Annotated in this window: 23 protein-coding genes and 1 pseudogene; 13 read left to right on the top strand and 11 right to left on the bottom strand. The window is 59.7% G+C overall.

Annotated elements, in window-relative coordinates; genetic code table 11:
• Nucleotides 1–198: 198 nt before the first annotated feature.
• Nucleotides 199–978 carry a catabolite repression control protein Crc gene (crc, locus tag AC3WWR_RS28125; protein ID WP_008062840.1) on the bottom strand — a complete coding sequence of 260 codons (780 nt, stop codon included), beginning with the start codon at nt 976–978 and terminating at the stop codon, nt 199–201.
• Between the two features lie 82 nt (nt 979–1,060).
• On the opposite strand from crc, the gene pyrE reads away from it, so the two are divergent.
• Nucleotides 1,061–1,705, top strand: coding sequence for an orotate phosphoribosyltransferase (pyrE, locus tag AC3WWR_RS28120; RefSeq protein WP_020797905.1), 645 nt, complete (start codon nt 1,061–1,063; stop codon nt 1,703–1,705).
• 179 nt (nt 1,706–1,884) lie between these two features.
• Here pyrE and argB read toward each other — a convergent pair whose 3' ends face one another.
• The 4 genes and pseudogenes from argB to coaBC form a co-directional block, all read right to left on the bottom strand.
• Nucleotides 1,885–2,790: an acetylglutamate kinase gene (gene argB / locus AC3WWR_RS28115; RefSeq protein ID WP_020797904.1), complete on the bottom strand. Its 906-nt coding sequence runs from the start codon at nt 2,788–2,790 to the stop codon at nt 1,885–1,887.
• A 17-nt stretch (nt 2,791–2,807) separates the two neighbouring features.
• Nucleotides 2,808–4,211, bottom strand: a pseudogene (locus AC3WWR_RS28110) (phosphomannomutase/phosphoglucomutase); the annotation flags it as partial.
• 175 nt (nt 4,212–4,386) lie between these two features.
• Nucleotides 4,387–4,842 (bottom strand): dUTP diphosphatase, encoded by a 456-nt coding sequence (dut, locus tag AC3WWR_RS28105; protein ID WP_008054604.1) that lies wholly within the window; start codon nt 4,840–4,842, stop codon nt 4,387–4,389.
• Nucleotides 4,843–4,847: 5 nt separating this feature from the next.
• Nucleotides 4,848–6,056, bottom strand: coding sequence for a bifunctional phosphopantothenoylcysteine decarboxylase/phosphopantothenate--cysteine ligase CoaBC (gene coaBC / locus AC3WWR_RS28100; RefSeq protein WP_020797901.1), 1,209 nt, complete (start codon nt 6,054–6,056; stop codon nt 4,848–4,850).
• A gap of 136 nt (nt 6,057–6,192) precedes the next feature.
• Here coaBC and radC point away from each other — a divergent pair, with 136 nt between their 5' ends.
• On the top strand, nt 6,193–6,867 hold the full coding sequence (radC, locus tag AC3WWR_RS28095) for a RadC family protein (RefSeq protein ID WP_020797900.1): 675 nt from the start codon (nt 6,193–6,195) through the stop codon (nt 6,865–6,867).
• Nucleotides 6,868–6,997: 130 nt separating this feature from the next.
• Here radC and AC3WWR_RS28090 read toward each other — a convergent pair whose 3' ends face one another.
• Nucleotides 6,998–8,584: an ABC transporter substrate-binding protein gene (locus AC3WWR_RS28090; RefSeq protein ID WP_020797899.1), complete on the bottom strand. Its 1,587-nt coding sequence runs from the start codon at nt 8,582–8,584 to the stop codon at nt 6,998–7,000.
• A gap of 447 nt (nt 8,585–9,031) precedes the next feature.
• Here AC3WWR_RS28090 and rpmB point away from each other — a divergent pair, with 447 nt between their 5' ends.
• Nucleotides 9,032–9,265 (top strand): 50S ribosomal protein L28, encoded by a 234-nt coding sequence (gene rpmB / locus AC3WWR_RS28085; protein ID WP_003176907.1) that lies wholly within the window; start codon nt 9,032–9,034, stop codon nt 9,263–9,265.
• Between the two features lie 11 nt (nt 9,266–9,276).
• Nucleotides 9,277–9,432: a 50S ribosomal protein L33 gene (rpmG, locus tag AC3WWR_RS28080; protein WP_007894709.1), complete on the top strand. Its 156-nt coding sequence runs from the start codon at nt 9,277–9,279 to the stop codon at nt 9,430–9,432.
• Between the two features lie 71 nt (nt 9,433–9,503).
• On the opposite strand, the gene AC3WWR_RS28075 is transcribed toward rpmG, so the two are convergent.
• Nucleotides 9,504–9,866, bottom strand: a complete 363-nt coding sequence (locus AC3WWR_RS28075; protein ID WP_492599247.1) for a cupin domain-containing protein — start codon at nt 9,864–9,866, stop codon at nt 9,504–9,506.
• Between the two features lie 234 nt (nt 9,867–10,100).
• Between AC3WWR_RS28075 and AC3WWR_RS28070 the strand changes: the two genes are divergently transcribed.
• Both AC3WWR_RS28070 and AC3WWR_RS28065 read left to right on the top strand, forming a co-directional pair.
• Nucleotides 10,101–11,594, top strand: a complete 1,494-nt coding sequence (locus AC3WWR_RS28070; RefSeq protein ID WP_020797898.1) for an aldehyde dehydrogenase — start codon at nt 10,101–10,103, stop codon at nt 11,592–11,594.
• A gap of 184 nt (nt 11,595–11,778) precedes the next feature.
• Nucleotides 11,779–12,921, top strand: coding sequence for an MFS transporter (locus AC3WWR_RS28065; protein WP_033044259.1), 1,143 nt, complete (start codon nt 11,779–11,781; stop codon nt 12,919–12,921).
• A 78-nt stretch (nt 12,922–12,999) separates the two neighbouring features.
• Here AC3WWR_RS28065 and AC3WWR_RS28060 read toward each other — a convergent pair whose 3' ends face one another.
• Nucleotides 13,000–14,568 carry a phospholipase D family protein gene (locus AC3WWR_RS28060; RefSeq protein ID WP_042955424.1) on the bottom strand — a complete coding sequence of 523 codons (1,569 nt, stop codon included), beginning with the start codon at nt 14,566–14,568 and terminating at the stop codon, nt 13,000–13,002.
• 60 nt (nt 14,569–14,628) lie between these two features.
• The gene (locus AC3WWR_RS28055) at nt 14,629–16,062 is read right to left on the bottom strand and encodes an aminotransferase-like domain-containing protein (RefSeq protein ID WP_432668755.1); all 1,434 of its coding nucleotides are present in this window, start codon (nt 16,060–16,062) and stop codon (nt 14,629–14,631) included.
• 179 nt (nt 16,063–16,241) lie between these two features.
• On the opposite strand from AC3WWR_RS28055, the gene AC3WWR_RS28050 reads away from it, so the two are divergent.
• On the top strand, nt 16,242–16,487 hold the full coding sequence (locus AC3WWR_RS28050) for a DUF1127 domain-containing protein (RefSeq protein WP_020797894.1): 246 nt from the start codon (nt 16,242–16,244) through the stop codon (nt 16,485–16,487).
• 140 nt (nt 16,488–16,627) lie between these two features.
• On the opposite strand, the gene AC3WWR_RS28045 is transcribed toward AC3WWR_RS28050, so the two are convergent.
• Nucleotides 16,628–17,941, bottom strand: coding sequence for an NAD(P)/FAD-dependent oxidoreductase (locus tag AC3WWR_RS28045; RefSeq protein ID WP_020797893.1), 1,314 nt, complete (start codon nt 17,939–17,941; stop codon nt 16,628–16,630).
• Nucleotides 17,942–18,087: 146 nt separating this feature from the next.
• Between AC3WWR_RS28045 and AC3WWR_RS28040 the strand changes: the two genes are divergently transcribed.
• On the top strand, nt 18,088–18,441 hold the full coding sequence (locus AC3WWR_RS28040; RefSeq protein WP_020797892.1) for a YkgJ family cysteine cluster protein: 354 nt from the start codon (nt 18,088–18,090) through the stop codon (nt 18,439–18,441).
• A gap of 38 nt (nt 18,442–18,479) precedes the next feature.
• On the opposite strand, the gene AC3WWR_RS28035 is transcribed toward AC3WWR_RS28040, so the two are convergent.
• Entirely contained in the window at nt 18,480–18,968 is a 489-nt protein-coding gene (locus AC3WWR_RS28035) for an Lrp/AsnC ligand binding domain-containing protein (RefSeq protein WP_003177284.1), read from the bottom strand.
• 157 nt (nt 18,969–19,125) lie between these two features.
• On the opposite strand from AC3WWR_RS28035, the gene dadA reads away from it, so the two are divergent.
• The 5 genes from dadA (at nt 19,126) to AC3WWR_RS28010 (ending at nt 24,998) form a co-directional block, all read left to right on the top strand.
• The gene (dadA, locus tag AC3WWR_RS28030) at nt 19,126–20,430 is read left to right on the top strand and encodes a D-amino acid dehydrogenase (RefSeq protein ID WP_033044263.1); all 1,305 of its coding nucleotides are present in this window, start codon (nt 19,126–19,128) and stop codon (nt 20,428–20,430) included.
• Nucleotides 20,431–20,549: 119 nt separating this feature from the next.
• Nucleotides 20,550–21,623 carry an alanine racemase gene (alr, locus tag AC3WWR_RS28025; protein WP_151143739.1) on the top strand — a complete coding sequence of 358 codons (1,074 nt, stop codon included), beginning with the start codon at nt 20,550–20,552 and terminating at the stop codon, nt 21,621–21,623.
• 127 nt (nt 21,624–21,750) lie between these two features.
• Nucleotides 21,751–22,299, top strand: coding sequence for a cupin domain-containing protein (locus AC3WWR_RS28020; RefSeq protein ID WP_020797889.1), 549 nt, complete (start codon nt 21,751–21,753; stop codon nt 22,297–22,299).
• A 182-nt stretch (nt 22,300–22,481) separates the two neighbouring features.
• Complete coding sequence (locus AC3WWR_RS28015; protein ID WP_020797888.1) at nt 22,482–22,898, top strand: c-type cytochrome; 417 nt, start codon at nt 22,482–22,484, stop codon at nt 22,896–22,898.
• A 177-nt stretch (nt 22,899–23,075) separates the two neighbouring features.
• Nucleotides 23,076–24,998, top strand: a complete 1,923-nt coding sequence (locus AC3WWR_RS28010; RefSeq protein ID WP_492599246.1) for an acetyl-CoA hydrolase/transferase C-terminal domain-containing protein — start codon at nt 23,076–23,078, stop codon at nt 24,996–24,998.
• Nucleotides 24,999–25,127: the final 129 nt, after the last annotated feature.

The following is a 25,127-nucleotide window of genomic DNA, read 5'->3' as shown; positions in this document are numbered from 1 at the left end:
GTCAACAGTCAGAATCGAGCCTTGTCCCTCCTCCTCCCTTCAAGTCCTACCATACAAGCGAGCCTGCTCGCGAAAGCATTGTGCCAGGCGACATTTGTATTAACTGACACTCCGCCTTCGCGAGCAGGCTCGCTCCGACAGAAAACTAATCACCCATAAAAAAGCCGACATCGCTGTCGGCTTTTTTGCATCTGACACTTAGATGGTCAGCGTCCAGTCGTAGTCCACGATCAGTGGCGCATGTTGCGAGAACCGTGGCTGACGTGGCAGGCGCGCGCTGCGTACGAAGCGGCGCAGGCCCGGGGTCAGGATCTGGTAATCGAAGCGCCAGCCGAGGTTGAGCATTTCGGCCTGTTCGTTATCCGGCCACCAGCTGTACTGGTCGCCTTCACGGCTGACTTCGCGCAGGGCATCGACGTAACCCATGTTGCCGACAATCTCGTCCATCCAGGCGCGTTCAGGCGCCAGGAAGCCCGGGGATTGCTGGCTGTCACGCCAGTTCTTGATGTCCAGTTTCTGTTGCGCCACATACAGCGAGCCACAATAAATGTACTCGCGGCGTTTGCGCCGCTGCTTGTCCAGGTACTTGGCGAAGTCGTCCATGAGCTTGAACTTCTGGTTCAAGTCCTCATCGCCGTTCATCCCGGAAGGAAGCAGCAGGGTTGCAATACTAACTTTGTCGAAATCTGCTTGCAGGTAGCGCCCGTAGCGGTCTGCCGTCTCGAAACCGAGACCGCTGATGACAGCCTTCGGTTGCAACCGCGAGTACAAAGCCACGCCGCCTTGGGCGGGAACTTCGGCGTCGCAGGCATAAAGGAAGTATCCATCCAGTTGGAAGGCTGGATCGTCCAGTTCAAAGGCGGAGGCACGGGTGTCCTGCAGGCAGATGACGTCGGCATTCTGTGCCTGCAGCCAACTGAGCAAACCTCGCTCGACTGCAGCCTGAATACCATTGACGTTCACACTGATGATCCGCATAAATGGCCCCAAAAATCGCGTGCGTGTATGATACACGGCGTCAACCTAATTAGCTAAATCCGTGGTATTTGGGGTTTTTTTCATGCAAGCGTATCAGCGCGATTTCATTCGTTTTGCCATCGATCGCGGCGTTTTGCGCTTCGGTGAGTTCACCCTGAAGTCCGGGCGCACCAGTCCTTACTTCTTCAATGCGGGCCTGTTCAACTCGGGTTCGGCCTTGGCGCAGCTGGGTCGTTTCTACGCTGCAGCCATTGCCGAAAGCGGTATTGGCTTCGATGTTCTGTTCGGTCCGGCCTACAAAGGGATCCCTTTGGCGGCGACCACTGCAGTGGCATTGGCCGAACATCACGGTCGTGACCTGCCATGGTGCTTCAATCGCAAGGAAGCCAAGGCTCACGGTGAAGGCGGTAGCCTGGTCGGCGCGCCGCTGACCGGCAATGTGCTGATCATCGACGACGTGATTACCGCTGGCACCGCGATCCGTGAAGTGATGCAGATCATCGCCTCCCAGGACGGCGCCAAGGCGGCCGGCGTGCTGATCGCCCTGAACCGTCAGGAGCGTGGCAACGGTGAGTTGTCAGCGATCCAGGAAGTGGAGCGTGATTTCGGTATTCCGGTGATCAGCATCGTTTCGCTGAACCAGGTGCTGGAATTCCTCGCCGACGATCCGCAGCTCAAGCAGCATTTGCCAGCCGTTGAAGCCTATCGCGCGCAATTCGGCGTTTAACACGATCCCTGTAGGAGCTGCCGCAGGCTGCGATCTTTTGATCCTGTTTTTTACAAGCCAAGTCAAAAGATCGCAGCCTGCGGCAGCTCCTACAGGGATATTCAGGTTTCATAGGGATCGTGGGCAAAAAAAGACCCCGTTCAGCCAGGCTGAGCGGGGTCTTTTTTGTGCGCTATCGCTTACGGACGCTTGCGATTGCTGATCAGGGTGCCCACACCGGTATCGGTGAAGATCTCCAGCAGAATCGCGTTCGGTACCCGACCGTCAATGATCAGCGAGCTGCCCACGCCACCCTGGACCGCTTCCAGTGCACAACGGATCTTGGGCAGCATGCCGCCATAGATGGTGCCGTCGGCGATCAGGTCGTCGACTTGCTGGGTGGTCAAGCCGGTCAGGACCGTTCCCGCCTTGTCCATCAGGCCGGCGATGTTGGTCAGCAGCATCAGCTTCTCGGCTTTCAGCGCTTCGGCGACTTTGCCGGCCACCAGGTCAGCATTGATGTTGTACGACTCGCCGTTCTCGCCGACGCCGATTGGCGCGATCACCGGGATGAAGTTGCCTTTGACCAGGAGGTTCAGCAGCTCGGTGTTGATCCCGACCACTTCGCCCACCTGGCCGATGTCGATGATCTCCGGTTGGGTCATCTCCGGTGTCTGGCGGGTGACGGTCAGTTTCTTCGCACGAATCAGCCCGGCGTCTTTGCCGGTCAGGCCAATGGCGCTGCCGCCATGACGGTTGATCAGGTTGACGATGTCCTTGTTGACCTGGCCACCGAGGACCATCTCGACCACGTCCATGGTAGCGGCATCGGTAACGCGCATGCCGTCGACGAAGTGGCTCTCGATCGACAGGCGCTTGAGCAGATCGCCGATTTGCGGGCCGCCGCCGTGAACCACGACCGGGTTGATGCCCACGGCCTTCATCAACACGATGTCGCGGGCGAAGCCGGTTTTCAGCTCCTCGCTTTCCATCGCGTTGCCGCCGTATTTGATCACCAGTGTCTTGCCGACATAGCGGCGAATGTAAGGCAGCGCTTCGGACAGGACCTTGGCGGTGTTGGCGGCGGCTTCGCGTTCGAGGGTCATTCAGGGCTCCGGGTGAATCAGAACGGTAGTTGGAGATCAGGTGCAACACGCTTCAACTGGACGTGGAAAACGTCCTTGATGCGCGAAAGTTCTGCCTCGTCATCGGCCTCGAAACGCAGGACCAGCACCGGTGTGGTGTTGGAAGCGCGAACCAGGCCCCAGCCTTTGGCATAGTCGACTCGCACGCCGTCAATGGTGGTCAGGTCGGCGCCTTCGCCCCACTTCGCGTCGTGCAATGCATCAATGATGCTGAATTTGCTCTCTTCGGTCACATGGATATTGATTTCCGGCGTAGAAATATCGTTCGGGAAGGTCGCGAACAACTCTTCGGCCGTGGATTTCTCCTTGCTCAGGATCTCCAGCAACCGCGCGGCGCTGTAAATGCCGTCGTCGAAACCGAACCAGCGCTCCTTGAAGAAGATATGCCCGCTCATTTCGCCGGCCAGCAGGGCGCCGGATTGTTTCATTTTCTTCTTGATCAACGAATGACCGGTTTTCCACATGAGCGGACGACCACCGTATTCCTTGATCAGCGGGATCAAGCGGCGAGTGCATTTAACGTCGAAGATAATTTCGGCGTTCGGATTGCGCGCCACCACGTCGCGGGCGAACAGCATCAACAGGCGGTCCGGAAAAACGATGCTGCCAGTGTTGGTCACCACGCCGACGCGGTCGCCGTCGCCGTCGAAAGCCAGGCCGATATCCGCATTGGTTTCCTTGACCTTGGCGATCAGGTCGACGAGGTTTTCAGGCTTGCCCGGGTCCGGGTGATGGTTAGGGAAGTTGCCATCGACCTCGCAGAACAGCGGGATGACTTCGCAGTTCAGCGCCTCGATCAATTGCGGGGCGATCACGCCGGCTGCACCGTTGCCGCAGTCCACCACGACTTTCAGGCGGCGGGCCAGTTTGATGTCCTGGACGATTTCGGTGTTGTAGCGATCAAGGATCTCGACCCGGGTGATGCTGCCCTTGCCGCTGGTCAGGTTGTTGGTCTTGAGGCGGTCATGCAGGGCCTGGATCTGTTCGTTGGCCAGGGTATCCCCGGCAATGACGATCTTGAAGCCGTTGTAGTTCGCTGGGTTGTGGCTGCCAGTGAGCATCACCCCGGATTTGCCGGCCAGCACGTTGGCGGCGTAGTACAGCGCGGGCGTAGGCACCAGGCCGACATCGCTGACGTGGCAGCCGCTGTCGGCCAGGCCTTGAATCAGCTGTTCAACCAGCTCGGGGCCGGACAGGCGACCGTCACGACCAACGGATACATTCGGTTCATCCTGGGCCAGGCTCTGTGCACCGATGGCGCGACCAAGCCAGTAAGCCGTTTCGGCGTTGAGAAATTCCGGGACGGTGCCGCGTATGTCATAGGCACGGAAAATACTGTCGGGGAACTTGGGGGCAACGCGTACAGGGGTGCTCATCTGGGGAAATGCTCCATCGTGAAAGTGGCTGGACCGGCCTGCGAATAAGTCGTCGACAGGTTCAAACTGAAAGGTATGACGGCGTTTTTCGCGCAGAGTTCGTGGTGCGAAAAGGCCATGCCAGCGACGCGAGCGGCTTTGGGCCGTTCAATCCATTGATTTCAGGGGTATAGCGAACGTATCAGTGACTGCCGGAATGACCGAAACCGCCGGTACCACGCTGGGTTTCGACGAACTCTTCAACCATCTCGAAATGCGCCTGCACCACCGGCACCAGCACCAGCTGCGCCAGGCGTTCGCCGACGGCCATGGTGAAGTCGGTCTGGCCACGGTTCCAGCAGGAGACCATCAGCGGTCCCTGGTAGTCGGAGTCAATCAGCCCGACCAGGTTGCCCAGGACGATACCGTGTTTATGGCCCAGGCCGGAGCGCGGCAGGATCAGCGCCGCCAGGTTCGGGTCGCCGATGTAGATCGACAGGCCAGTGGGGATCAGTACCGTTTCACCCGGCTTGATCACGATGTCCTGCTCCAGCATGGCGCGCAGGTCGAGGCCGGCGGAACCTGGCGTGGCGTACTGTGGCAGCGGAAATTCGGTACCGATGCGGGGGTCGAGGATCTTGGCTTGCAAAGCGTGCATGTAAATTAAACCTGGTTCAGACGTTCGGCGATAAAAGTGATCAGCTGGCGAGCAATCTTGCTCTTGCTGGTCTGGGCGAAGAGTGTGGCGTGAAGTTCACGGTCGATTACGCTGCAGGCGTTTTCTTCGCTGTTGAAGCCAATGCTCGGGTTGGCGACGTCGTTGGCGACGATCAAATCGAGGTTCTTGTCTTTCAGCTTGCGGGCAGCGTAGTCGAGCAGGTGTTCGGTTTCGGCGGCGAAACCGACGCTGAACGGACGGTCGGGGCGTGTAGCGATGCTGGCCAGGATGTCCGGGTTGCGCACCATTTGTAGCAACAAGCCGTCGCCGTTCGTAGGATCTTTCTTGAGTTTCTGTGGTGCGACGACTTCTGGGCGGTAGTCCGCGACCGCTGCCGAGGCAATAAACAGGTCGCAAGGAATCGCCGCTTCGCACGCGGCGAGCATGTCGCGGGCGCTGACTACGTCGATGCGCGTAACACGGTCCGGGGTCGGCAGATGCACCGGGCCCGTGATCAGGGTTACGCGGGCGCCGGCTTCAACCGCCGCTTCCGCCAGGGCAAAGCCCATTTTTCCGGAGCTGTGGTTGGTGATGTAGCGCACCGGGTCGATGTTTTCCTGGGTAGGGCCGGCGGTGATTAGCACGTGCTTGCCGGTCAATGCCTGGCGCTGGAAGCAGTCTGCCGCGCATTGAGCCAGCTCCGTCGCTTCGAGCATGCGTCCCAGGCCGACGTCGCCGCAGGCCTGGCTGCCCGAAGCTGGACCGAAGGCCTTGATGCCACGGTTTTCGAGGGTTTGCAGGTTGGCCTGGGTGGCCGGATCGCGCCACATGGCCTGGTTCATCGCCGGAGCGATGGCAACCACTGCGTCGGTGGCCAGCACCAGCGTAGTCAGCAGGTCATCGGCAATGCCTTGGGCCAGGCGCGCGATCAAATCCGCGGTGGCGGGGGCGATCAGCACCAGATCGGCCCATTTGGCCAGCTCAATGTGGCCCATCGCCGCTTCGGCCGCCGGGTCCAGCAGGTCCAGGTGCACTGGATGCCCGGACAGGGCCTGCATGGTCAGCGGAGTAATGAATTCAGCGCCGCCACGGGTCATGACCACGCGCACTTCCGCGCCCTGATCGATCAGGCGGCGAACCAGGTCGGCGCTCTTGTAGGCAGCGATACCGCCGCCGACGCCCAGAACAATGCGTTTCCGATACAGCCGCTGCATAGGCCTGCCTTTCATTTTCGTTGATGACTGCGTTGCGATACCCCCTCCCCAGGAGTGAAATCGCCCGCAAAAAAGATGGGCTACGATATCACAGCGACCGCAACGGAACAGCGGCGCCCACAGACAGGGAGGTGGTATGAGTATTCGCGATTGGCCGGCGTCGGAACGGCCGCGGGAGAGGTTGCTTGAACAGGGCTCGGGAAGTCTTTCGGACGCCGAGTTGCTGGCGATATTTTTACGAACTGGCGTGGTGGGTAAAAGTGCCGTCGATCTGGCGCGACACCTGTTGAATCAGTTTGGCAGCCTGCGTTTGCTGTTGGAGGCCGACCAGGAAACGTTCAGTAAGCAGTTGGGGCTCGGTCCGGCGAAATTCGCGCAGTTGCAGGCTGCTCAGGAAATGAGCAGGCGCCATTTGGCCGAGCGTGCGCGAGAAAAGTCGGCCCTGGAAAACCCGCAGGCGGTGCGTGAATACCTCAAGTCGATGCTGCGACATGAGCCCCACGAGGTGTTTGGGTGCCTGTTTCTCGACTCCAGGCATCAGGTCCTGGCGTTTGAGGTGCTGTTTCGCGGCTCGATAGACAACACCAGCGTTCACCCGCGGCAAGTGGTCAAGCGTGCATTGGCTCACAATGCGGCGGCACTGATCCTCTGTCACAACCATCCGTCAGGCAACACTGACCCCAGCCAGGCTGACCGGATGCTGACCAAGCGCCTGCAGAAGGCGCTGGACCTCATCGATGTGCGGGTGCTCGACCATTTCATCATTGGCGATGGCAACCCGCTGTCGATGGCGGAGTACGGGTGGATGTGACCCCCCCCCCGTGTAGGAGCGAGCATGCTCGCGATGGTGGTAGTGGCACCGCTTTCTTTCAGGCGGCCCTCGTCATCGTTGACGACCATCGCGAGCATGCTCGCTCCTACAGGGTTTTGTGTCGGGTGGCCTATTTGATGTTGACCTTCGAGTAATCCTGTCGCCCAAACGGGCTGACCGAGTATCCCTCGACGGCCTTGCTGGTCAGGGCGAAGGCGGTCGGATGCGCCAGGGGCAGCCACAACGCCTGTTGCTGGATCTGCGTCTGGGCCTGTTCGTAGAGCTTGGTGCGCACGCCTTGCTCACCGGTGGTCTTGCCGGCGCTGATCAACTTGTCCAGGTCCTGGTTGCAATAGCGCGCAAAGTTGGTGCCGGACTTGACGGCTGCGCAGGAAAACTGCGGCGTGAGGAAGTTATCCGGGTCACCGTTGTCACCCGCCCAGCCCATGAAAAGCAAGTCGTGTTCGCCAGCTTTGGCGCGGCGAATCAACTCACCCCATTCGATGACGCGGATTTCGGCCTGAATGCCGATTTCCGCCAAATCGGACTGAAGCAGTTGAGCGCCGAGGCTCGGGTTAGGGTTCAGCAGGCTGCCGGAAGGGCGGGTCCAGATGGTGGTCTGGAATCCCTCCTTGAGCCCGGCCTTAGCCATCAACGCCTTGGCTTTCTCGACGTCATGCGGGTAACCCGGCAATGTTTTCGCATAGCTCCAGGTGTTGGGCGGGTAGGGGCCGTTGGCGGGTTCAGCGGTGTCTTCGAACACGGCCTTGACGTAGTTGGCCTTGTCGAAGGCGAGGTTGATCGCCTGGCGCACTTCGGGTTTGTCCAAAGGCGGGTGCTGACTGTTGATGGCAACGAAGGCGGTCATGAAGGCGTCAGTCTTTTCGACTTTCAGCGTCGGCTCCTTCAGCGCCGCCTGGACATCCAGAGGCTTGGGCGACAGCGCAATCTGGCATTCATTGCGGCGCAATTTCTGCAAGCGCACGTTGGCGTCAGGGGTAATGGCAAAGATCAGCGGATCGACCGAGGGCTTGCCGCGGAAGTACTCGGCGTTGGCTTTGTAGCGAACGGTGGCGTCCTTCTGGAAACGCGTGAATACGAACGGGCCAGTGCCGATCGGTTGGTTATTGAGCTTTTCCGGCGTGCCGGCTTTCATCAGCTTGTCAGCGTACTCGGCCGAGTAAATCGAGGCGAAGCCCATGCTCAGGGTGGCGAGGAAGGTGGAGTCCGGGTGATCCAGGGTAAAGCGTATGGTTAGGGGGTCCAGTGCGTCGATCTTCTTGATCAGTGCGGGCAATTGCATCGACTGAGCATGGGGGAAGCCGCTCTGGGCGACTTTGTGCCATGGGTTGGCCGGATCGAGCATCCGGTCAAAGCTGAACTTCACGTCCTCGGCGGTCAGTTCACGCGTTGGGCTGAAGTAGTCGGTGCGATGAAATTTCACCTGGGGGTGCAACTTGAAGATGTAGGTCAGGCCATCCGGTGTGACCTCCCAACTGTCCGCGAGGCTGGGGACAACTTTGCCGCTGGCATTGTCGAAGTCCACCAATCGGTTCATCAGCACGTCAGCCGAAGCGTTGGTGGTGGTCAGCGAGTTGTATTGCACCACATCGAACCCTTCGGGGCTGGCCTCGGTGCAGACGCTCAGGGCGGCGGCGTAGGCCTGTGGGCCCAGCAGGAGCGGGGCAAGCAACAGCGGTAGGGCAGCGAGGCGCATGGTCGGGTTCCTTTACAGATCGAAGGCCCATCTGCAAGTGCAGTCTGGAAAAGGCTTACCCTAGTGGGCTGGATTGCAAATGACTATCCCCTTTTTCGTTTTCAGGGGACTATAGCCGATCGATTCTGGCGAGCGCTGGTTGGGAAAAAGCTGGATCGGCTTGTTGCGCAGATTCTCTGCGACGAGCGGTCGCAAGCGACGATAGCCTTGATCCAAGGCGCCTGGCGCCTGAAAAACAGGGTTTTTATCAACTCAGCGCACACTGAATGTTGTTGCTCTCTAGTCTTTCTGGTATAAAGCAGCGCTCTTTTCTAGGGGCCCGGTTCCTTCGTTTGTAGGTGTAGCCGGTAAGACCCTTAAAGAAACGCGGCGCCTGGCGCCAAATGACTGAGAGATTAAGCGGCCAACCCATGCCGGGTTGGGCATGTGGTTTTAGAGGGCTGAGGCATGTCGAGAGTCTGTCAAGTTACCGGTAAGGGTCCGGTGACTGGGAATAACATTTCCCACGCAAATAACAAAACCCGTCGTCGTTTCCTGCCGAACCTGCAGCATCACCGCTTCTGGGTTGAAGAAGAGAAACGTTTCGTGCGTCTGCGCGTATCTGCCAAAGGCATGCGCATCATCGACAAGCGTGGCATCACTGTCGTGCTGGCCGAAATCCGCGCCGCTGGCAAGATCTAAGGGAGCTAATCATGCGTGAATTGATTCGTTTGATTTCGAGCGCCGGTACTGGTCATTTCTACACTACCGACAAGAACAAGCGTACTACTCCGGACAAAATCGAGATCAAGAAATTTGATCCGGTTGTTCGCAAGCACGTGATCTACAAGGAAGGCAAAATCAAGTAATTGATTTTTCCTGACTTACGAAAAAGGCCCGTATCGCGAGATACGGGCCTTTTTTGCTGCCTGCAAAAAAATCAGGCTTTCTGTTCAAACGCCACATAGATCTTGCGGCACGGCTCCAGCACTTCCCAGGTGCCACGGAAGCCTGCCGGGATCACGAAGCGATCGCCCGCGCGTACGGTTTTGCTGTTGCCGTCGCTGTCACGCAACACAGAAACACCCTGAACGATTTCGCAGTATTCGTGCTCGGTGAAATTCACCAGCCACTGGCCGACCGCGCCTTCCCACACACCGGCATTCAACTGTCCGCAAGGGCTGTTGTAGTGGTTGTACACGGCTTGCTCGGGATCGCCTTTGAGAACTTTCGCCGGGTCTGGGCGATAGCGTTCGACGGCAGTGGTGGCCTGGCTGAAGTCTACGATGTTCTGGATGCTCATTATTGTATTCCCCCGTCTTTGCGGTGCGAGTGGCTGGTAATGTTTAAGTCTATGTTTATTAAAATGAACATCGCAAGGCCGTTTGCCGGTGTTATGTCAAATATATTGAAACTTCACCTGCCGCTGGTTTAGGGTGGTGGTTGCCTTGGGCCGCAAGCTGGCTGGCCGGGCAGAATTCCTGACAGCGCCCGCGAAGAACGCGGGTGTCGTATTCAATAAGAGGAGGACACTCGCATGACCACCCTGACTCGTGCCGACTGGGAGCAACGCGCTCGCGATCTGAAGATCGAAGGCCGCGCCTACATCAATGGTGAATACACCGATGCCGTCTCCGCCGAGACCTTCGAGTGCATCAGCCCGGTCGATGGCCGCCTGCTGGGCAAGATCGCCAGCTGTGACGCCGCCGATGCCCAGCGCGCTGTTGAAAACGCCCGCGCCACCTTCAACTCTGGCGTCTGGTCGCGCCTGGCGCCGACCAAGCGCAAAGCCACCATGATTCGTTTCGCCGGCCTGCTGAAACAGCACGCCGAAGAGCTGGCCCTGCTTGAAACCCTGGACATGGGCAAGCCGATCAGCGACTCCCTGTACATCGACGTTCCTGGCGCGGCGCAAGCACTGAGCTGGAGCGGCGAAGCCATCGACAAGATCTACGACGAAGTGGCGGCAACCCCGCACGATCAACTGGGTCTGGTCACTCGCGAGCCAGTCGGTGTTGTCGGTGCCATCGTGCCGTGGAACTTCCCGTTGATGATGGCGTGCTGGAAACTCGGCCCGGCGCTGTCCACCGGTAACTCGGTGATCCTCAAGCCGTCGGAAAAATCCCCGCTGACTGCCATCCGCATCGCTGCCCTGGCCGTCGAAGCCGGTATTCCGAAAGGCGTGCTCAACGTGCTGCCGGGTTACGGTCACACCGTCGGCAAGGCCTTGGCCCTGCACAACGATGTCGACACCCTGGTATTCACCGGTTCAACCAAGATCGCCAAGCAACTGCTGATCTACTCCGGCGAGTCGAACATGAAGCGCGTCTGGCTCGAAGCCGGTGGCAAGAGCCCCAACATCGTGTTCGCCGATGCACCGAACCTGCAAGAAGCCGCCGAAGCCGCTGCGGGCGCCATCGCGTTCAACCAGGGCGAAGTCTGCACCGCTGGTTCGCGCCTGCTGGTGGAACGCTCCATCAAGGATAAATTCCTGCCGCTGGTGATCGAAGCCTTGAAGACCTGGAAGCCTGGCAACCCGCTGGATCCGGCGACCAATGTCGGCGCGCTGGTCGATACCCAGCAGATGAACACTGTGCTGTCATACATCGAGTCTGGCCATGCCGACGGCGCCAAACTGGTGGCCGGTGGCAAGCGTACGCTTCAGGAATCGGGGGGCACCTACGTTGAGCCGACCATTTTCGACGGCGTAAGCAACGCGATGAAAATCGCCCAGGAAGAAATCTTCGGGCCAGTGTTGTCGGTCATCACCTTCGACAGCGCCGAAGAAGCCGTCGCCATCGCCAACGACACGCCTTACGGCCTGGCCGCCGCGGTGTGGACTGCCGACATCTCCAAGGCTCACCTGACCGCCCGCGCACTGCGTGCCGGTAGCGTCTGGGTCAACCAGTATGATGGTGGCGACATGACGGCGCCGTTCGGTGGCTTCAAGCAGTCCGGCAACGGTCGCGACAAGTCGCTGCATGCGTTCGACAAGTACACCGAGCTGAAGGCGACCTGGATCAAGTTGTAAGCCAGTGAGGGAGTCCGGCAGCTGACCGGGCTTCTGAGCGACGCAGATCCCTTGTGGGAGCGGGCTTGCCCGCGAAGGCGCCATGACAGTCAACTTTGATGTTGGATGTGATGGCCTCTTCGCGGGCAAGCCCGCTCCCACAGTGTTTTGTGCTGTACAAAAATTATCCACAGGAGCGTGGAACATGCGTTGGGCGACGTATTTCGCCGTATTGGCGTCTGTCTTGAGTGTCGGCCTGGCCCTGGGTGTCAGCATGCCGCTGGTGTCGTTTCGCCTGGAAAGCTGGGGATACGGCTCGTTTGCCATCGGCGTAATGGCCGCGATGCCGGCCATTGGTGTTTTATTAGGCGCGAAGATTTCCAGTCACCTGGCAGCGCGTCTCGGCACAGCCAATCTGATGCGCTTGTGTTTGTGGGGTGGGGCTGTGTCCATCGGCCTGCTGGCATTGTTGCCCAGCTATCCGATATGGCTGGTGCTGCGCTTGTTGATCGGCGTGGTTCTGACCCTGGTCTTTATCCTCGGTGAGAGCTGGATCAACCAACTGGTGGTCGAGGAGTGGCGCGGGAGGCTGGTGGCGCTGTACGGCAGTAGTTATGCGTTGAGCCAATTGGCTGGGCCGATATTGCTGGGCGTCCTCGGCACCCAGCACGATTATGGCTTCTGGGTTGGCGTCGGATTGCTGGTGGCGGCACCGTTGCTGTTGTTGGGCCGCAGTGGTGCGCCCAGTAGCGAGGCCTGCAGCGTGACCTTCGGTGATTTGCTGACCTTCTGCCGTGGCCTGCCGGCGATTGCCTGGGCGGTGTCGCTGTTCGCGGCGTTCGAAGCGATGATCTTGACGTTACTGCCGGTGTATTGCCTGCGCCAGGGCTTCACCACGGAAATAGCCCTTGCGATGGTCAGCACGGTGGTGGTGGGGGATGCGTTGCTGCAATTGCCCATCGGCGCGCTGGCGGACCGGATGTCGCGCCGAGCATTGTTCACCTGGTGCGCGGTAGTCCTGTTGGTGTCGAGCCTGGCGATCCCGCTGCTGATCGACACTCTGATGATCTGGCCGCTGTGGGTGCTGTTCGGCGCCAGTGCTGGCGGGCTGTTTACCTTGTCGCTGATCCTGATTGGCGAGCGTTATCGCGACGATGCGCTGGTCCGAGCCAATGCCCACATCGCGCAGTTGTGGGGCATCGGTTGCCTGCTCGGGCCGTTGATCGCCGGTGCTGGCAGCCAGTGGATCAGCGGGCACGCGTTGCCATTGCTAATGGCGGCGGGAGCGTTTGGCCTGGTGATTCTGCTGTCGCGCCAAGGGGCATTTGGCGCCGTACAGCCAGCATAAGATCAAAAGATCGCAATCTTCGGCAGCGCCTGCAGGCGATCGCATTTCAGTGGCAGGACTGCCGAACGCTCGGGTCTTTTAAAGCATGCGCTCCAGTCCCACTGTAGTGCTGAGCCAGGCATTGAAACGTCGCCACCAACTGGCCGGCTCTTCGGTCAGGGTGTGCATCTTGCCGTCGTCTTCGGTCACCCATACCACTTGGCCATTCTCCAGCCGCGCCTGATAACTCAGGGCTGGCGCCATGCCTTCCAATGCCAGTTCGCGCACGCGGGCCGCGAGTTCCGGGCTGTCCACCAGCACGCCGACTTCGGTGTTCCACAGTACCGAGCGCGGATCGAAGTTGAATGAGCCGATGAAGGATTTCTGTTGGTCGAAGATGATCGCCTTGCTGTGCAGGCTGGAGTCGGACTCGCCATAGGACCTGCGGGAAAACAGGCGCGGTCCGCTGCCGCTTTCATCGCCGGGCTGGCGGCGCAGTTCGAAGAGTTGTACGCCATGCTCCAGCAACGCCTTGCGATACGGGGCGTAGCCGCCATGCACCGCCGGTACGTCCGTGGCCTCCAATGAATTGGTCAGCAACCTCACCGACACGCCGGCATCGGCGCGGCCGGTCAGATACACCAGGCCCGGCTGACCGGGCACGAAATAAGCGGAAATCATCACCAGTTCTTTACTGACGCCATCGAGTTCGGGTGCTAATTGGGTGGTCAGCAGCAGGTGCGGGTCTGGCTCGCCGTCCGCAAGCACTTTGCTCGGTGCATCCCACAACGCCTGGTTCCAGGCCCAGATCAGCTCTTTGCGCCAGGTATCCAGGCGCGGGTCCGTGGCAAACTTCCTCAACTGCTGAAAGAGCGCATGGTTCTGTTTGCGTGATTGTTCCAGGGATTCTTCCAGTCGGGCCCGGGTATTTTTCAGGTCCTGTGCGGTCGGTTTGCTCGACAGAAACTGTTCGACCGGTTTGCTCAGGGCGCTATTCCAGTATTGGTCGAAACTGTGCCCGAGCTGCTCCGCGACCGGGCCGACGCCGAGGATGTCGATGTCGGTAAAATTCAGATTGGGTTCGGCATCGAAATACTCGTCACCCAGATTACGCCCGCCGACGATGGCCATGCTGTTGTCCGCCAGCCACAGCTTGTTGTGCATGCGCCGATGTTGTTGTGACAAGTTGAACAAGCGACCCATGGTCCGCGTTACGCCGGTGCTGCGCCCCAGGTGCAAAGGGTTGAACACTCGAATCTGGATCTGCGGATGCGCTGCAAGCGTGGCGATGGTGACGTCCTGGCCGTCACTGGTGGTGTCGTCGAGCAGGATGCGCACACGCACCCCGCGGTCGGCGGCCTTGAGCAATTCCTCCACCAGCATCCGCGTGCTGACGCCGTCATGCACGATGTAGTACTGCAAATCGAGACTACCTTGGGCGTTGCGGATCAGTTCGGCGCGGGCGGTGAAGGCTTCGGTGCTGTCCGATAGCAGGCGAAAGCCGGATTTCCCTTCATGGGGTGCCGCCTGCGCCTGGACCGAACGGCCAAATGCCGAAGCGCTCGCCGGCAGCGCCTGGCTTTGTTCGCGCTGCACGTCGAGGCTGGCGCAGCCGCCAAGGAACGAAGCAAGTAACACCAGAGCTAGCAGGGGCTGTCTGATTCTCACGTGGGACCGTTCCGATTGGCGGCAGATGTTGGTATATGGACGCTAATTTGCGCAGAAAGGTCAGTCAGTCAGCCCGTTGGTTTGCGCCAGCAGTTGGATGGCAGCGGCGCCGACCTTGCGCACAGCTTCTTCAACCTGTGCTGTTGGTTTGGCAGCGTAGTTCATGCGCAGGCAATTGCGGTACTTGCCCGAGGCAGAAAAGATGCTGCCGACGGCAATCTGTACGCCCTGATCGTGCAAGGCGCGATTGAGTTTCAGGGTGTCGAAGCCTTCCGGCAACTCGACCCACAGCATGAAACTGCCTTGCGGGCGGCTGGCGCGGGTGCCTGCGGGGAAATACCGCGTGACCCAATCGATCATCGCGTCGCGATTGCGCTGGTATTGCGTGCGCATGCGCCGCAAATGCGGTTCGAAATGACCGGCCTTGAGAAACTCGGCGATGGCGATCTGTGGCTGCGGCGCGGTCGAACCGGTGCTGATGTATTTCATGTGCAGCACGCGCTCCAGATAGCGTCCCGGCGCGACCCAGCCAATGCGCAGGCCGGGAGCGAGGGTCTTGGAAAACGAACTGCACAGCAGGACACGACCGTCTTCGTCGAAAGATTTGATGGTGCGCGGGCGAGGATAGCTGTAGGCCAGCTCGCCATACACATCGTCTTCGATGATCGCCACGTCAAAGCGCTGTGCAAGCATCAAGAGTGAGCGTTTGCGCGACTCCGGCATGATATAGCCCAGCGGGTTGTTGCAGTTTGGGGTCAACTGTATGGCCTTGATCGGCCACTGTTCCAATGCCAGTTCCAGTGCATCCAGGCTGATCCCGGTGAGCGGGTCGGTGGGGATTTCCAGGGCTTTCATCCCCAGGCCCTTGAGGGTTTGCATGGCGCCATGAAAGCTTGGCGAATCCACAGCCACAATATCGCCTGGCTCGCAGATCGAACGAATGCTGGTGGACAGCGCCTCGTGGCAGCCAGTCGTTACCACCAGGTCGCCGGGGGCCAGTTGGCAGCCGGAATCGAGCATCAGCCGGGCGATCTGCTCGCGCAGTTCCAGATTGCCGTGGATGTTGTCGTAATACAGGCCGGGCATGTCTTGTCGGCGGCTGAGCTGCGCCAGGCCGCGCAGCAGCGGCTTGAGGGTCGGCGTTGTGATGTCTGGCATGCCGCGACCCAGTTGCACCACATCCTTGCGCGGCACCGCACGGATCAGCTCCAGCACCTGGTCCCATTGGGAAATGTCTACCGGCCGCTGAGCCGGGCGACCCACCGCTGGAAGTTCGGGCAGATCGCGGCTGACCGGCACGAAATATCCGGATTTAGGCCTTGGCGTGGCCAGTCCGCTGTCTTCCAGCACGCGATAAGCCTGCTGCACCGTGCTCAGACTGACGCCGTGTTCAACACTCAGCGCGCGCACCGACGGCAATCGGTCACCGGGGCGATAGAAGCCTTGTTCGATTCGCGTGCCGAGCAGTTCGGCGAGGTTGACGTAGAGAGTCATGGTGCAGTCTCGTCTGAGGTCGTGGGATTGACCAGTACAGATGGAGCAAAAAATCAGGATTCAGTACCTACAGCGTTAAATCTGTATGGAGATAATACACTTTGGTTGAATCTGTAATGCTTTTCGCCGTCCACGCATCATGAAAGCTCTGGCTACCCAAGTAAACAGGAGCAATCAAAATGAACGGCTTGAGCGATGTGCGGCTGACGTTACACAGTCAGGAGCTGACGGCAGGGCAGGATCACGGTGCGCGCGAGGCGGACATGCGCGGCGCGCCGTCAGACCTGAAGCGCTGGGATCGGTTCTGGCGTCGTCTGCACACGCGCAAGGCATTGCTGGAATTGACACCCGCTCAGCTCAAGGATGTCGGGCTGACGCGTGAGCAGGCGCGGGAGGAGGGGCTTAAGCCATTTTGGCGGATTTGAGTCCTGTAGCGTTTTTGCGGACCTCATCGCGGGCAAGCCCGCTCCCACAATGACCCCGCCGGTCACAAATGCTGTGTACGACGAGAACCCTGTGGGAGCGGGCTTGCCCGCGATGGGGCCGCAAAGACCACAGCCAAATATCAGACCAACTCTTTGAGCCGATGCCACAACATCCCCAACGCCAACAACGGCGAGCGCAAATGCTTACCGCCGGGGAAAGTAATGTGCGGCACCTGGGCGAACAGATCGAAGCCACCGCTGTGCTGCCCGCTAATGGCCTCGGCCAGCAACTTGCCCGCCAGGTGCGTGGCGTTCACCCCGTGACCGGAATATGCCTGGGCGTAATACACATTTGGCTGATCTTTAAGTCGTCCGATCTGCGGTAGACGGTTGGCGCCGATTCCGATCATCCCGCCCCACTGATAATCGATCCTCACGTCGGCCAATTGCGGGAAGACGTCCAGCATTTTTGGCCGCATATAGGCGGCGATATCTTTCGGGTCCCGCCCCGAGTAATGGCAGGCACCGCCGAACAGCAGGCGGCGATCCGCCGAGAGTCGATAGTAATCCAGCGCCACCCGCTGATCGCAGACCGCCATGTTCTGCGGCAACAGTGCGTGGGCCAGTTCTTCGCTCAAGGGTTCGGTCGCGATGATATAGCTGCCGGCGGGCAACACCTTGCCGCTGAGTTCGGGATTGAGCTCATTGAGGTAGGCGTTGCAGCCCAGTACCAGCGTCTTTGCCCGGACCGAGCCTGTGGCTGTGTGCACCTTGACCTCGGGGCCGTAGTCGATGCGCGTGACGGCCGACTGTTCGAACAGTTTCACGCCCAGTTGCCGGGCGGCGGCGGCTTCGCCCAGCGCCAGGTTCAGTGGGTGCAGATGCCCGGAACCCATGTCGATCAAACCGCCGACGTAGCGGTCGGAGCCCACTACGGTGTGCATTTCATGGGGTTGCAGCAGACGGGTTTCGTAGCGGTAGCCGAGGCTGCGCAATTCTTCGGCGTCTTCGGCGAAACCTTCGAGATCACGGGGCTTGTTGGCCAGGTCGCAGTAACCCCACGTCAGGTCGCAGGGGATTTGAAAACGCTCGACCCGCTGTCGGACGATTTCAACTGCTTCCAGGCCCATGAGCTTCATCTGACGTACACCGTCGGCGCCTATCACGTTGGCAAACTGATCAAGGCCATGGCCAACCCCGCGAATCAGTTGCCCGCCATTGCGGCCGCTGGCGCCCCAGCCGATTTTATGGGCTTCCAGCAGCACCACGCTCAGGCCGCGTTCCGCCAGTTCCAGCGCTGTGTTCAACCCGGAGAAACCGCCCCCGACCACGCAGACGTCAGCCATCTGTTCGCCGGACAGCACCGGATAGTCAGGCTGAGGCAGGCTGCTGGCGGCGTAATAGGAGGCGGTGTGCCGGTGATTCGGGACAGGCTGCTGGGCACGGCCATTCATGTGCGTGATCCTGATGGGTGTGTCTAGAAAATTCGACGGAGCATAAGCCGGACCTCGAAGGCGGGCAACACTGGTCGCTCGGTGCTGTCTGGTTGGGGATTTTTACGTCAGAATCTGCCTCTGTTTCGAGATCGGTAATAGTTTGGATGAGCTGCAACAGTCAGAAAATTCGCACGTTGCGCCAGCAGATTCCCTCGTTCGAGTGCGTCCCCGGCTGCCATGACTGCTGTGGTCCGGTAACAACCTCGCCGGAGGAAATGTCCCGCCTGCCACGCAAGAGCCGCGCCGAGCAGGATGCGGCGATGGATGAACTCAACTGCGTCCATCTGGGGCCGAACGGCTGCACGGTGTATGACGAACGGCCGCTGATCTGTCGGCTGTTTGGCACTACACAAACACTGCCATGCCCCAATGGGCGGCGGCCGGTAGAGCTGATTCACCCTCGGGTCGAGAAGCAGATCCATGAATACATGGCCAGCACCCGGCAGGTTCTTGTTTGATCGTTCCCACGCTCCGCCTGGGAACGATCCATGTCGAGTCAATCCGGAATCGGCAGGCTCAAGCTCTCTTTCACCTCTTCCATCACGATATAACTCTTGGATTCGCGCACATGCGGCAGCTTGAGCAGGATGTCGCCCAGCAGTTTGCGGTACGAGGCCATCTCCGATATCCGCGCCTTTACCAGGTAGTCGAAGTCGCCTGATACCAAGTGGCACTCCAGGACGTGGGGCAGTTTCAGCACGGCGCGTCGGAATTCTTCGAAGGTATCACCGGACTTGTAGTCGAGGCTGATCTCGACGAATACCAGCAGGCTTCCCTTGAGGTGCTGCGGATTGAGCCGGGCGTTGTAGCCCATGATGATCCCTTCGCGCTCCAGGCGCCGCACCCGCTCGGTACAGGGCGTGGTCGAGAGCCCGACCTTTTCCCCAAGTTCCGTAAAAGATATGCGCCCATCCGCTTGCAGGATCCGCAGGATATTGCGGTCGATCTTGTCCAGCTCACGTTTGGTTTGAGTGTTGGTACGCATAGGGGATGCGCCTCCGTGAAAAGGGTTTTTGCCGAGAATTGTCGCCAAATATAGGCGCTTATATAGTGAAAAGCACTGGCAAATCTTTTTTACACTGCGCACATCCGAAGCTTTGAACAACAAACGTCAGCGGTTAGCCGCGATGAGGGAAATGAAAATGCGCGTTATGGTCTTGGGTAGCGGCGTCATCGGTACCACCAGTGCTTATTATCTGGCACGCGCCGGGTTTGAAGTGGTGGTAGTGGACCGGCAGCCGGCTGCTGCCATGGAGACCAGTTTCGCCAACGCCGGGCAGGTCTCGCCGGGCTATGCCTCGCCGTGGGCCGCGCCGGGTGTGCCGCTCAAGGCTATCAAATGGCTGTTGCAGCGCCATGCGCCCCTGGCGATCAAGGCCACTGCCGACATCGATCAGTACCTGTGGATGGCACAGATGCTGCGCAACTGCACCGCCAGCCGCTACGCGGTGAACAAGGAGCGCATGGTCCGCCTGTCCGAGTACAGCCGTGACTGCCTTGACGAACTGCGCGCCGAAACCGGTATTGCCTACGAAGGCCGCAGCCTGGGTACTACTCAATTGTTCCGCACCCAGGCTCAGCTCGATGGCGCTGCAAAAGACATCGCCGTGCTGAAAGAGTCCGGCGTGCCGTTCGAACTGCTTGACCGCGAAGGCATTGCCCGCGTCGAGCCGGCCCTGGCCAATGTGACCGACATCCTCGCCGGTGCCCTGCGCCTGCCGAACGACCAGACTGGCGACTGCCAGATGTTCACTACCAAGTTGGCAGAGATGGCCACTAACCTTGGCGTGCAATTCCGCTTTGGCCAGGACATCCAGAGCCTCGACTTCGCCGGTGACCGCATCAACGGTGTGTGGATCGATGGCAAACTGGAAACCGCTGACCGCTACGTGCTGGCGCTCGGCAGCTACTCGCCGCAATTGCTCAAGCCGCTGGGCATCAAGGCGCCGGTGTATCCGCTCAAGGGTTACTCCCTGACCGTGCCGATCACCAACCCGGCGATGGCCCCGACTTCGACCATTCTCGACGAGACCTACAAAGTCGCGATCACCCGTTTCGACAACCGTATCCGCGTTGGCGGCATGGCGGAAATCGCCGGTTTTGACCTGTCGCTGAACCCGCGTCGGCGCGAAACCCTGGAGATGATCGTCAACGACCTTTATCCTCAGGGCGGCAATCTGGCCGAGGCCAGCTTCTGGACCGGCCTGCGTCCGACCACGCCGGACGGCACGCCGATTGTCGGCGCTACCCCGTTCAAGAACCTGTTCCTGAACACCGGTCATGGCACCCTCGGTTGGACCATGGCGTGTGGCTCTGGCCGCTTGCTGGCCGACCTGATGGCCAAGAAAAAGCCGCAGATCAGTGCCGAAGGGCTGGATATCTCCCGGTATGGCAGCAACCGTCAGGAGCCTGCAAAACATGTCAATCCAGCGCCGGCTCACCAGTGAGCCCACGCTAGGCGCGCTGCGAAAGCGATAATGCGAGATCCCTCTCCCGGTGCTACTGGCGGTTATCGCCGCCCGCAGCGCCGGTTTTTTATTAACCGACCGACCAGAAGTCTGCCGCCATGCGTCCTGCCCGTGCCCTGATCGACCTCCAAGCCCTGCGTCACAATTACCAGATCGCCCGTGAAGTCACGGGTGCCCGTGCTCTTGCGGTGATCAAGGCCGATGCCTACGGCCATGGCGCGGTGCGTTGCGCCCAGGCGCTGGAAGCCGAGGCGGACGGGTTTGCCGTGGCCTGCATCGAAGAGGCCCTGGAGTTGCGAGCGGCGGGCATTCGCGCGCCCGTCCTGCTGCTGGAAGGTTTTTTCGAAGCCAATGAGCTGCCGCTGATCGTCGAGCATGATTTCTGGTGCGTGGTGCATTCGCTGTGGCAACTCGAAGCGATCGAGAAAGCTGCATTGAGCAAGCCGATCACGGTCTGGCTCAAGCTCGACTCGGGCATGCATCGGGTCGGCCTTCATCCGAAGGACTATCAGGCAGCCTATCAACGGCTGCTGGCCAGCGGCAAAGTTGCGAAGATTGTGCTGATGAGCCATTTCGCCCGTGCTGACGAATTGAACTGCCAGGCCAGTGCCGAGCAGGTCGCGGTCTTCGAAGCGGCGCGTCAGGGCTTGTCGGCCGAAGTCAGCCTGCGAAACTCCCCGGCGGTGCTGGGTTGGCCGCAGATTCCCAGCGACTGGGTTCGCCCGGGGATCATGCTGTACGGCGCCACGCCGTTCGAGGAAGCCAACGCCGTGGCCTCGCGCCTGCAACCGGTGATGACCCTTGAATCGAAGGTGATCAGCGTCCGTGAATTGCCTGCTGGAGAGCCGATCGGCTACGGCGCCAAATTCATTACCCAGAAGCCGATGCGCGTTGGCGTGGTGGCCATGGGTTATGCCGATGGCTATCCGCGGCTGGCGCCGACCGGGACGCCAGTATTGGTCGCCGGGCAACGCAGCCAGTTGATCGGCCGGGTGTCGATGGACATGCTGTGCGTCGATCTGACTGACATTCCACAAGCAGGCCTGGGCTCGACCGTCGAGTTATGGGGCAAAAACATCCTCGCCAGCGACGTGGCCATCGCCGCCGGCACGATTCCGTACCAGATCTTCTGCAACCTGCGCCGGGTGCCAATGCTCTATTCCGGGAGCTAGGGCAAAGCCGCCCAGACCGGAAGTCGCCTCGCCGAACAGGATTCAGGTCAAGGTGTTGTAAATACTGAACGCTGTCGCCATGATAACGCTCAATATTCCAACAACCTGAATCCTTGGAGGCGCAAGCTTGGACGTCGGTGAACGACTGCAATCAATCCGCAAGCTCAAAGGTCTTTCCCAGCGTGAGCTCGCCAAACGCGCGGGCGTCACCAACAGCACGATTTCGATGATCGAGAAGAACAGCGTCAGCCCCTCGATCAGTTCGCTGAGGAAGGTGTTGGGCGGGATTCCCATGTCCATGGTCGAGTTCTTTTCCGAAGAAATCCTGCAGGAAATACCGACTCAGATCGTCTACAAAGCCAACGAGCTGATCGATATTTCCGATGGTGCAGTGACCATGAAACTGGTCGGCCGGGCTCACCCGAGCCGCGCTATCGCATTCCTCAATGAAATCTACCCGCCAGGCGCCGATACCGGTGAGGAGATGCTCACCCATGAGGGCGAGGAAACCGGGATTTTGCTGGAAGGGCGACTGGAACTGGTGGTCGGGCTTGAAACTTTTGTGCTCGAAGCTGGCGATAGCTACTACTTTGAAAGTACCAAGCCGCATCGTTTCCGTAATCCATTCGATGCGCCGGCGCGACTAATCAGCGCAGCAACACCCGCGAACTTTTAAGGAAAGAGGCGTCCTGCCAGCACGGCAGAGGCACTTGAGCCGTTTGACCGTTGCGCAACAAGACCCCTTCGACTTTGGGGTTGTTTCAGTGTCGCGGGCTTACCGCTATACTTGCGCCCGCCTGCGAACCGTGGCCGTAGGCGTGACTAGCCACCATTGAGGGTGAACGCGTGAATCTAATTATGAAAATGCTGGCCGTACCAGCAACCGTATTGGCCCTCTGGGCTGCCAGCGCTCAAGCTGCGACCAATGACGAAATCGCCAAGCGCCTTGAGCCAGTCGGCCAGGTCTGTGTCCAGGGCAAAGAGTGCAAGGGCATGGAAGTCGCCGCTGCTGCTGGCGGCGGCGGTGGTGCAAAAACCCCGGATGAGGTGATTGCAAAACATTGCAACGCTTGCCACGGTTCAGGCTTGTTGGGCGCACCGAAAATCGGTGATGCCGCCGCCTGGAAAGAGCGTGCCGATCACCAGGGCGGCCTCGACGGCATCCTGGCCAAAGCCATTACCGGTATCAACGCGATGCCACCTAAAGGCACCTGCGCCGACTGCTCCGACGCCGAGCTCAAAGGCGCCATCCAGAAGATGTCCGGCCTGAAATAAGCCTGAGTCTTCCTGCTGAAAAGCCGCTTTCGAGCGGCTTTTTTTGTGCCTGCGATTTCGTTAATCGCTCCTACAGGGTTTCCTGTGTGGGTCGATTGTATTTAATGGGCTGGTCAATGCAGCAAAGACCCGGCAAGCTCGGTCCAACCTCACTCATGGAATGTACGGGAGGATCGGATGGTACAGCTGTGTTCTATCGAGCAAGCGGTCGATGAAGTGTTGGCGAGGTTGCCGGCGCATATTCACATGGGCTTGCCCTTGGGATTGGGTAAGCCCAATCACTTCGTCAACGCGCTGTATCAACGAATTGCTCAGTTGCCTGAGCGACGGCTGACGATTTACACCGCGTTGTGCCTGGGACGCCCGCCCTTGGGCGATGGCTTGCAAAAGCGCTTCCTTGAACCCTTTATCGATCGGGTTTTCGGCGATTATCCGGAGCTGGAATTCCTCGCCGACCTGCGTCGCGATGATCTACCGGGCAACATTCACATCCAGCAATTCTTCATGCAGCCCGGCAGTCTGCTCAACAGTGCCACGGCGCAACAGGATTACGTCAGCAGCAACTACAGCCATGCCGCCCGGGACATTAACGCTGCCGGTTTGAACTTGATTGCTCAATTGGTGGCCAGTCATCCCGAACATCCCGATCGCTTGAGCTTGAGTTGCAACCCGGACATCACCCTCGACCTGCTGCCGATGATTGCCAGGCGCCGTGCAGAAGGGGAGACGATCCTGATGGTCGGGCAGGTGCACGACGATTTGCCCTACATGCCCGGTGACGCTGAAGTCGGCATCGACACCTTCGACCTGTTGATCGACGAGAAAGACAGCACCACGCTGTTTTCCACGCCGAACATGCCGGTGGGTTTCCAGGATCATTTCATTGGCCTGCACGCCAGCTCACTGGTGCGTGATGGCGGTACCCTGCAGATCGGCATCGGTTCCATGGGCGATGCGCTGACCGCTGCGTTGCTGGCGCGTCAGGCTGACAACGACGCCTATAAGGCTTTACTGAGCGACCTGAATCTCGACCCGTGGGCGCAACTGATTGAGCGCGAAGGTGGCATCGAACCATTCGCCAAAGGCTTGTACGGTTGCAGCGAAATGTTCGTCAACGGCCTTCTGGTGCTGGCTGACGCCGGGATCGTGCGGCGCAAGGTTTACCCGGACGTGCCGACCCAACGGCAGGCCAATGCCGGCACCCTCGACGAAGCGGCGCAAACCGACGGTATTTCGGTGCACGGCGGCTTCTTCCTCGGCCCACGCAGTTTCTATCAGCGGCTGCGCGAATTGCCGCAGAGCAAGCGTCTCGAATTCAACATGACCCGCATCAGCTACATCAACGAACTGTACGGGCAGGAAGAGCTCAAACGCCTGCAGCGGCTCGATGCACGATTTATCAACACCGCGTTTACCGTAACCCTGCTAGGCGCCGGTGTGGCGGATCAGCTTGAAGATGGGCGCGTGGTCAGCGGGGTGGGTGGACAATACAACTTCGTTGTCCAGGGCCATGCGCTGGAAGGTGCGCGTTCGGTGTTGCTGCTGCGTAGTTGGCGTGAGTCGGCGGGTGACGTCAGTTCCAATATTGTCTGGGAGTACGGTCATTGCACCATCCCCAGGCACCTGCGGGACATCGTGGTCACCGAGTACGGCATTGCCGATCTGCGCGGCAAGACGGATGCGGCGGTGATCGAAGCCCTGTTGAACATCAGCGACTCGCGTTTTCAGCCGGGCTTGATCGAGCAGGCACGGAAGGTCGGCAAGTTACCGAAGGATTTCCATCTGGATCCGCGTTTCACCGACAACACACCACAGCGTTTGCAGGCGATTGAAGCGCGTCATTCGCGGTTGTTTCCGGAGTATCCGCTGGGTTGCGATTTCACCGACGTGGAGCGTGACCTGTTGCGGGCGCTGAACTGGCTCAAGAGCAAATTCAAACTCAGCGAAGTGCTGGAGTTGGGCAAGGCTGCGCTCGATGCGCCGGAGCCTTCTTCGTACCCGGAACATCTGGAGCGGATGCAACTGACCAGCCCGGATGGCTTGAAAGAAGACCTGTTTCAGCGGTTGCTGCTAACCGGCCTGAAGGTCACCGCGCAATAACTAACACCACAAAACAAATGTGGGAGCGGGCTTGCTCGCGAAAGCGGTGTGTCAGTCAAAGTTGATGTCGACTGACCCACCGCTTTCGCGCTGTCTCTTCTCCACACCTGACGCTGCCGAAGATGCCGG

This window comes from Pseudomonas sp. EB271-G4-1 (genome assembly GCF_058791355.1).
This window is presented reverse-complemented; position numbering and strand designations above follow the sequence as displayed.

Coding starts and splice junctions, on each gene's coding strand:
- crc (WP_008062840.1), bottom strand. CDS start 978: ATGCGGATCATCAGTGTGAACGTCAATGGTATTCAGGCTGCAGTCGAG.
- pyrE (WP_020797905.1), top strand. CDS start 1,061: ATGCAAGCGTATCAGCGCGATTTCATTCGTTTTGCCATCGATCGCGGC.
- argB (WP_020797904.1), bottom strand. CDS start 2,790: ATGACCCTCGAACGCGAAGCCGCCGCCAACACCGCCAAGGTCCTGTCC.
- dut (WP_008054604.1), bottom strand. CDS start 4,842: ATGCACGCTTTGCAAGCCAAGATCCTCGACCCCCGCATCGGTACCGAA.
- coaBC (WP_020797901.1), bottom strand. CDS start 6,056: ATGCAGCGGCTGTATCGGAAACGCATTGTTCTGGGCGTCGGCGGCGGT.
- radC (WP_020797900.1), top strand. CDS start 6,193: ATGAGTATTCGCGATTGGCCGGCGTCGGAACGGCCGCGGGAGAGGTTG.
- AC3WWR_RS28090 (WP_020797899.1), bottom strand. CDS start 8,584: ATGCGCCTCGCTGCCCTACCGCTGTTGCTTGCCCCGCTCCTGCTGGGC.
- rpmB (WP_003176907.1), top strand. CDS start 9,032: ATGTCGAGAGTCTGTCAAGTTACCGGTAAGGGTCCGGTGACTGGGAAT.
- rpmG (WP_007894709.1), top strand. CDS start 9,277: ATGCGTGAATTGATTCGTTTGATTTCGAGCGCCGGTACTGGTCATTTC.
- AC3WWR_RS28075 (WP_492599247.1), bottom strand. CDS start 9,866: ATGAGCATCCAGAACATCGTAGACTTCAGCCAGGCCACCACTGCCGTC.
- AC3WWR_RS28070 (WP_020797898.1), top strand. CDS start 10,101: ATGACCACCCTGACTCGTGCCGACTGGGAGCAACGCGCTCGCGATCTG.
- AC3WWR_RS28065 (WP_033044259.1), top strand. CDS start 11,779: ATGCGTTGGGCGACGTATTTCGCCGTATTGGCGTCTGTCTTGAGTGTC.
- AC3WWR_RS28055 (WP_432668755.1), bottom strand. CDS start 16,062: ATGACTCTCTACGTCAACCTCGCCGAACTGCTCGGCACGCGAATCGAA.
- AC3WWR_RS28050 (WP_020797894.1), top strand. CDS start 16,242: ATGAACGGCTTGAGCGATGTGCGGCTGACGTTACACAGTCAGGAGCTG.
- AC3WWR_RS28045 (WP_020797893.1), bottom strand. CDS start 17,941: ATGAATGGCCGTGCCCAGCAGCCTGTCCCGAATCACCGGCACACCGCC.
- AC3WWR_RS28040 (WP_020797892.1), top strand. CDS start 18,088: ATGAGCTGCAACAGTCAGAAAATTCGCACGTTGCGCCAGCAGATTCCC.
- AC3WWR_RS28035 (WP_003177284.1), bottom strand. CDS start 18,968: ATGCGTACCAACACTCAAACCAAACGTGAGCTGGACAAGATCGACCGC.
- dadA (WP_033044263.1), top strand. CDS start 19,126: ATGCGCGTTATGGTCTTGGGTAGCGGCGTCATCGGTACCACCAGTGCT.
- alr (WP_151143739.1), top strand. CDS start 20,550: ATGCGTCCTGCCCGTGCCCTGATCGACCTCCAAGCCCTGCGTCACAAT.
- AC3WWR_RS28015 (WP_020797888.1), top strand. CDS start 22,482: ATGAAAATGCTGGCCGTACCAGCAACCGTATTGGCCCTCTGGGCTGCC.
- AC3WWR_RS28010 (WP_492599246.1), top strand. CDS start 23,076: ATGGTACAGCTGTGTTCTATCGAGCAAGCGGTCGATGAAGTGTTGGCG.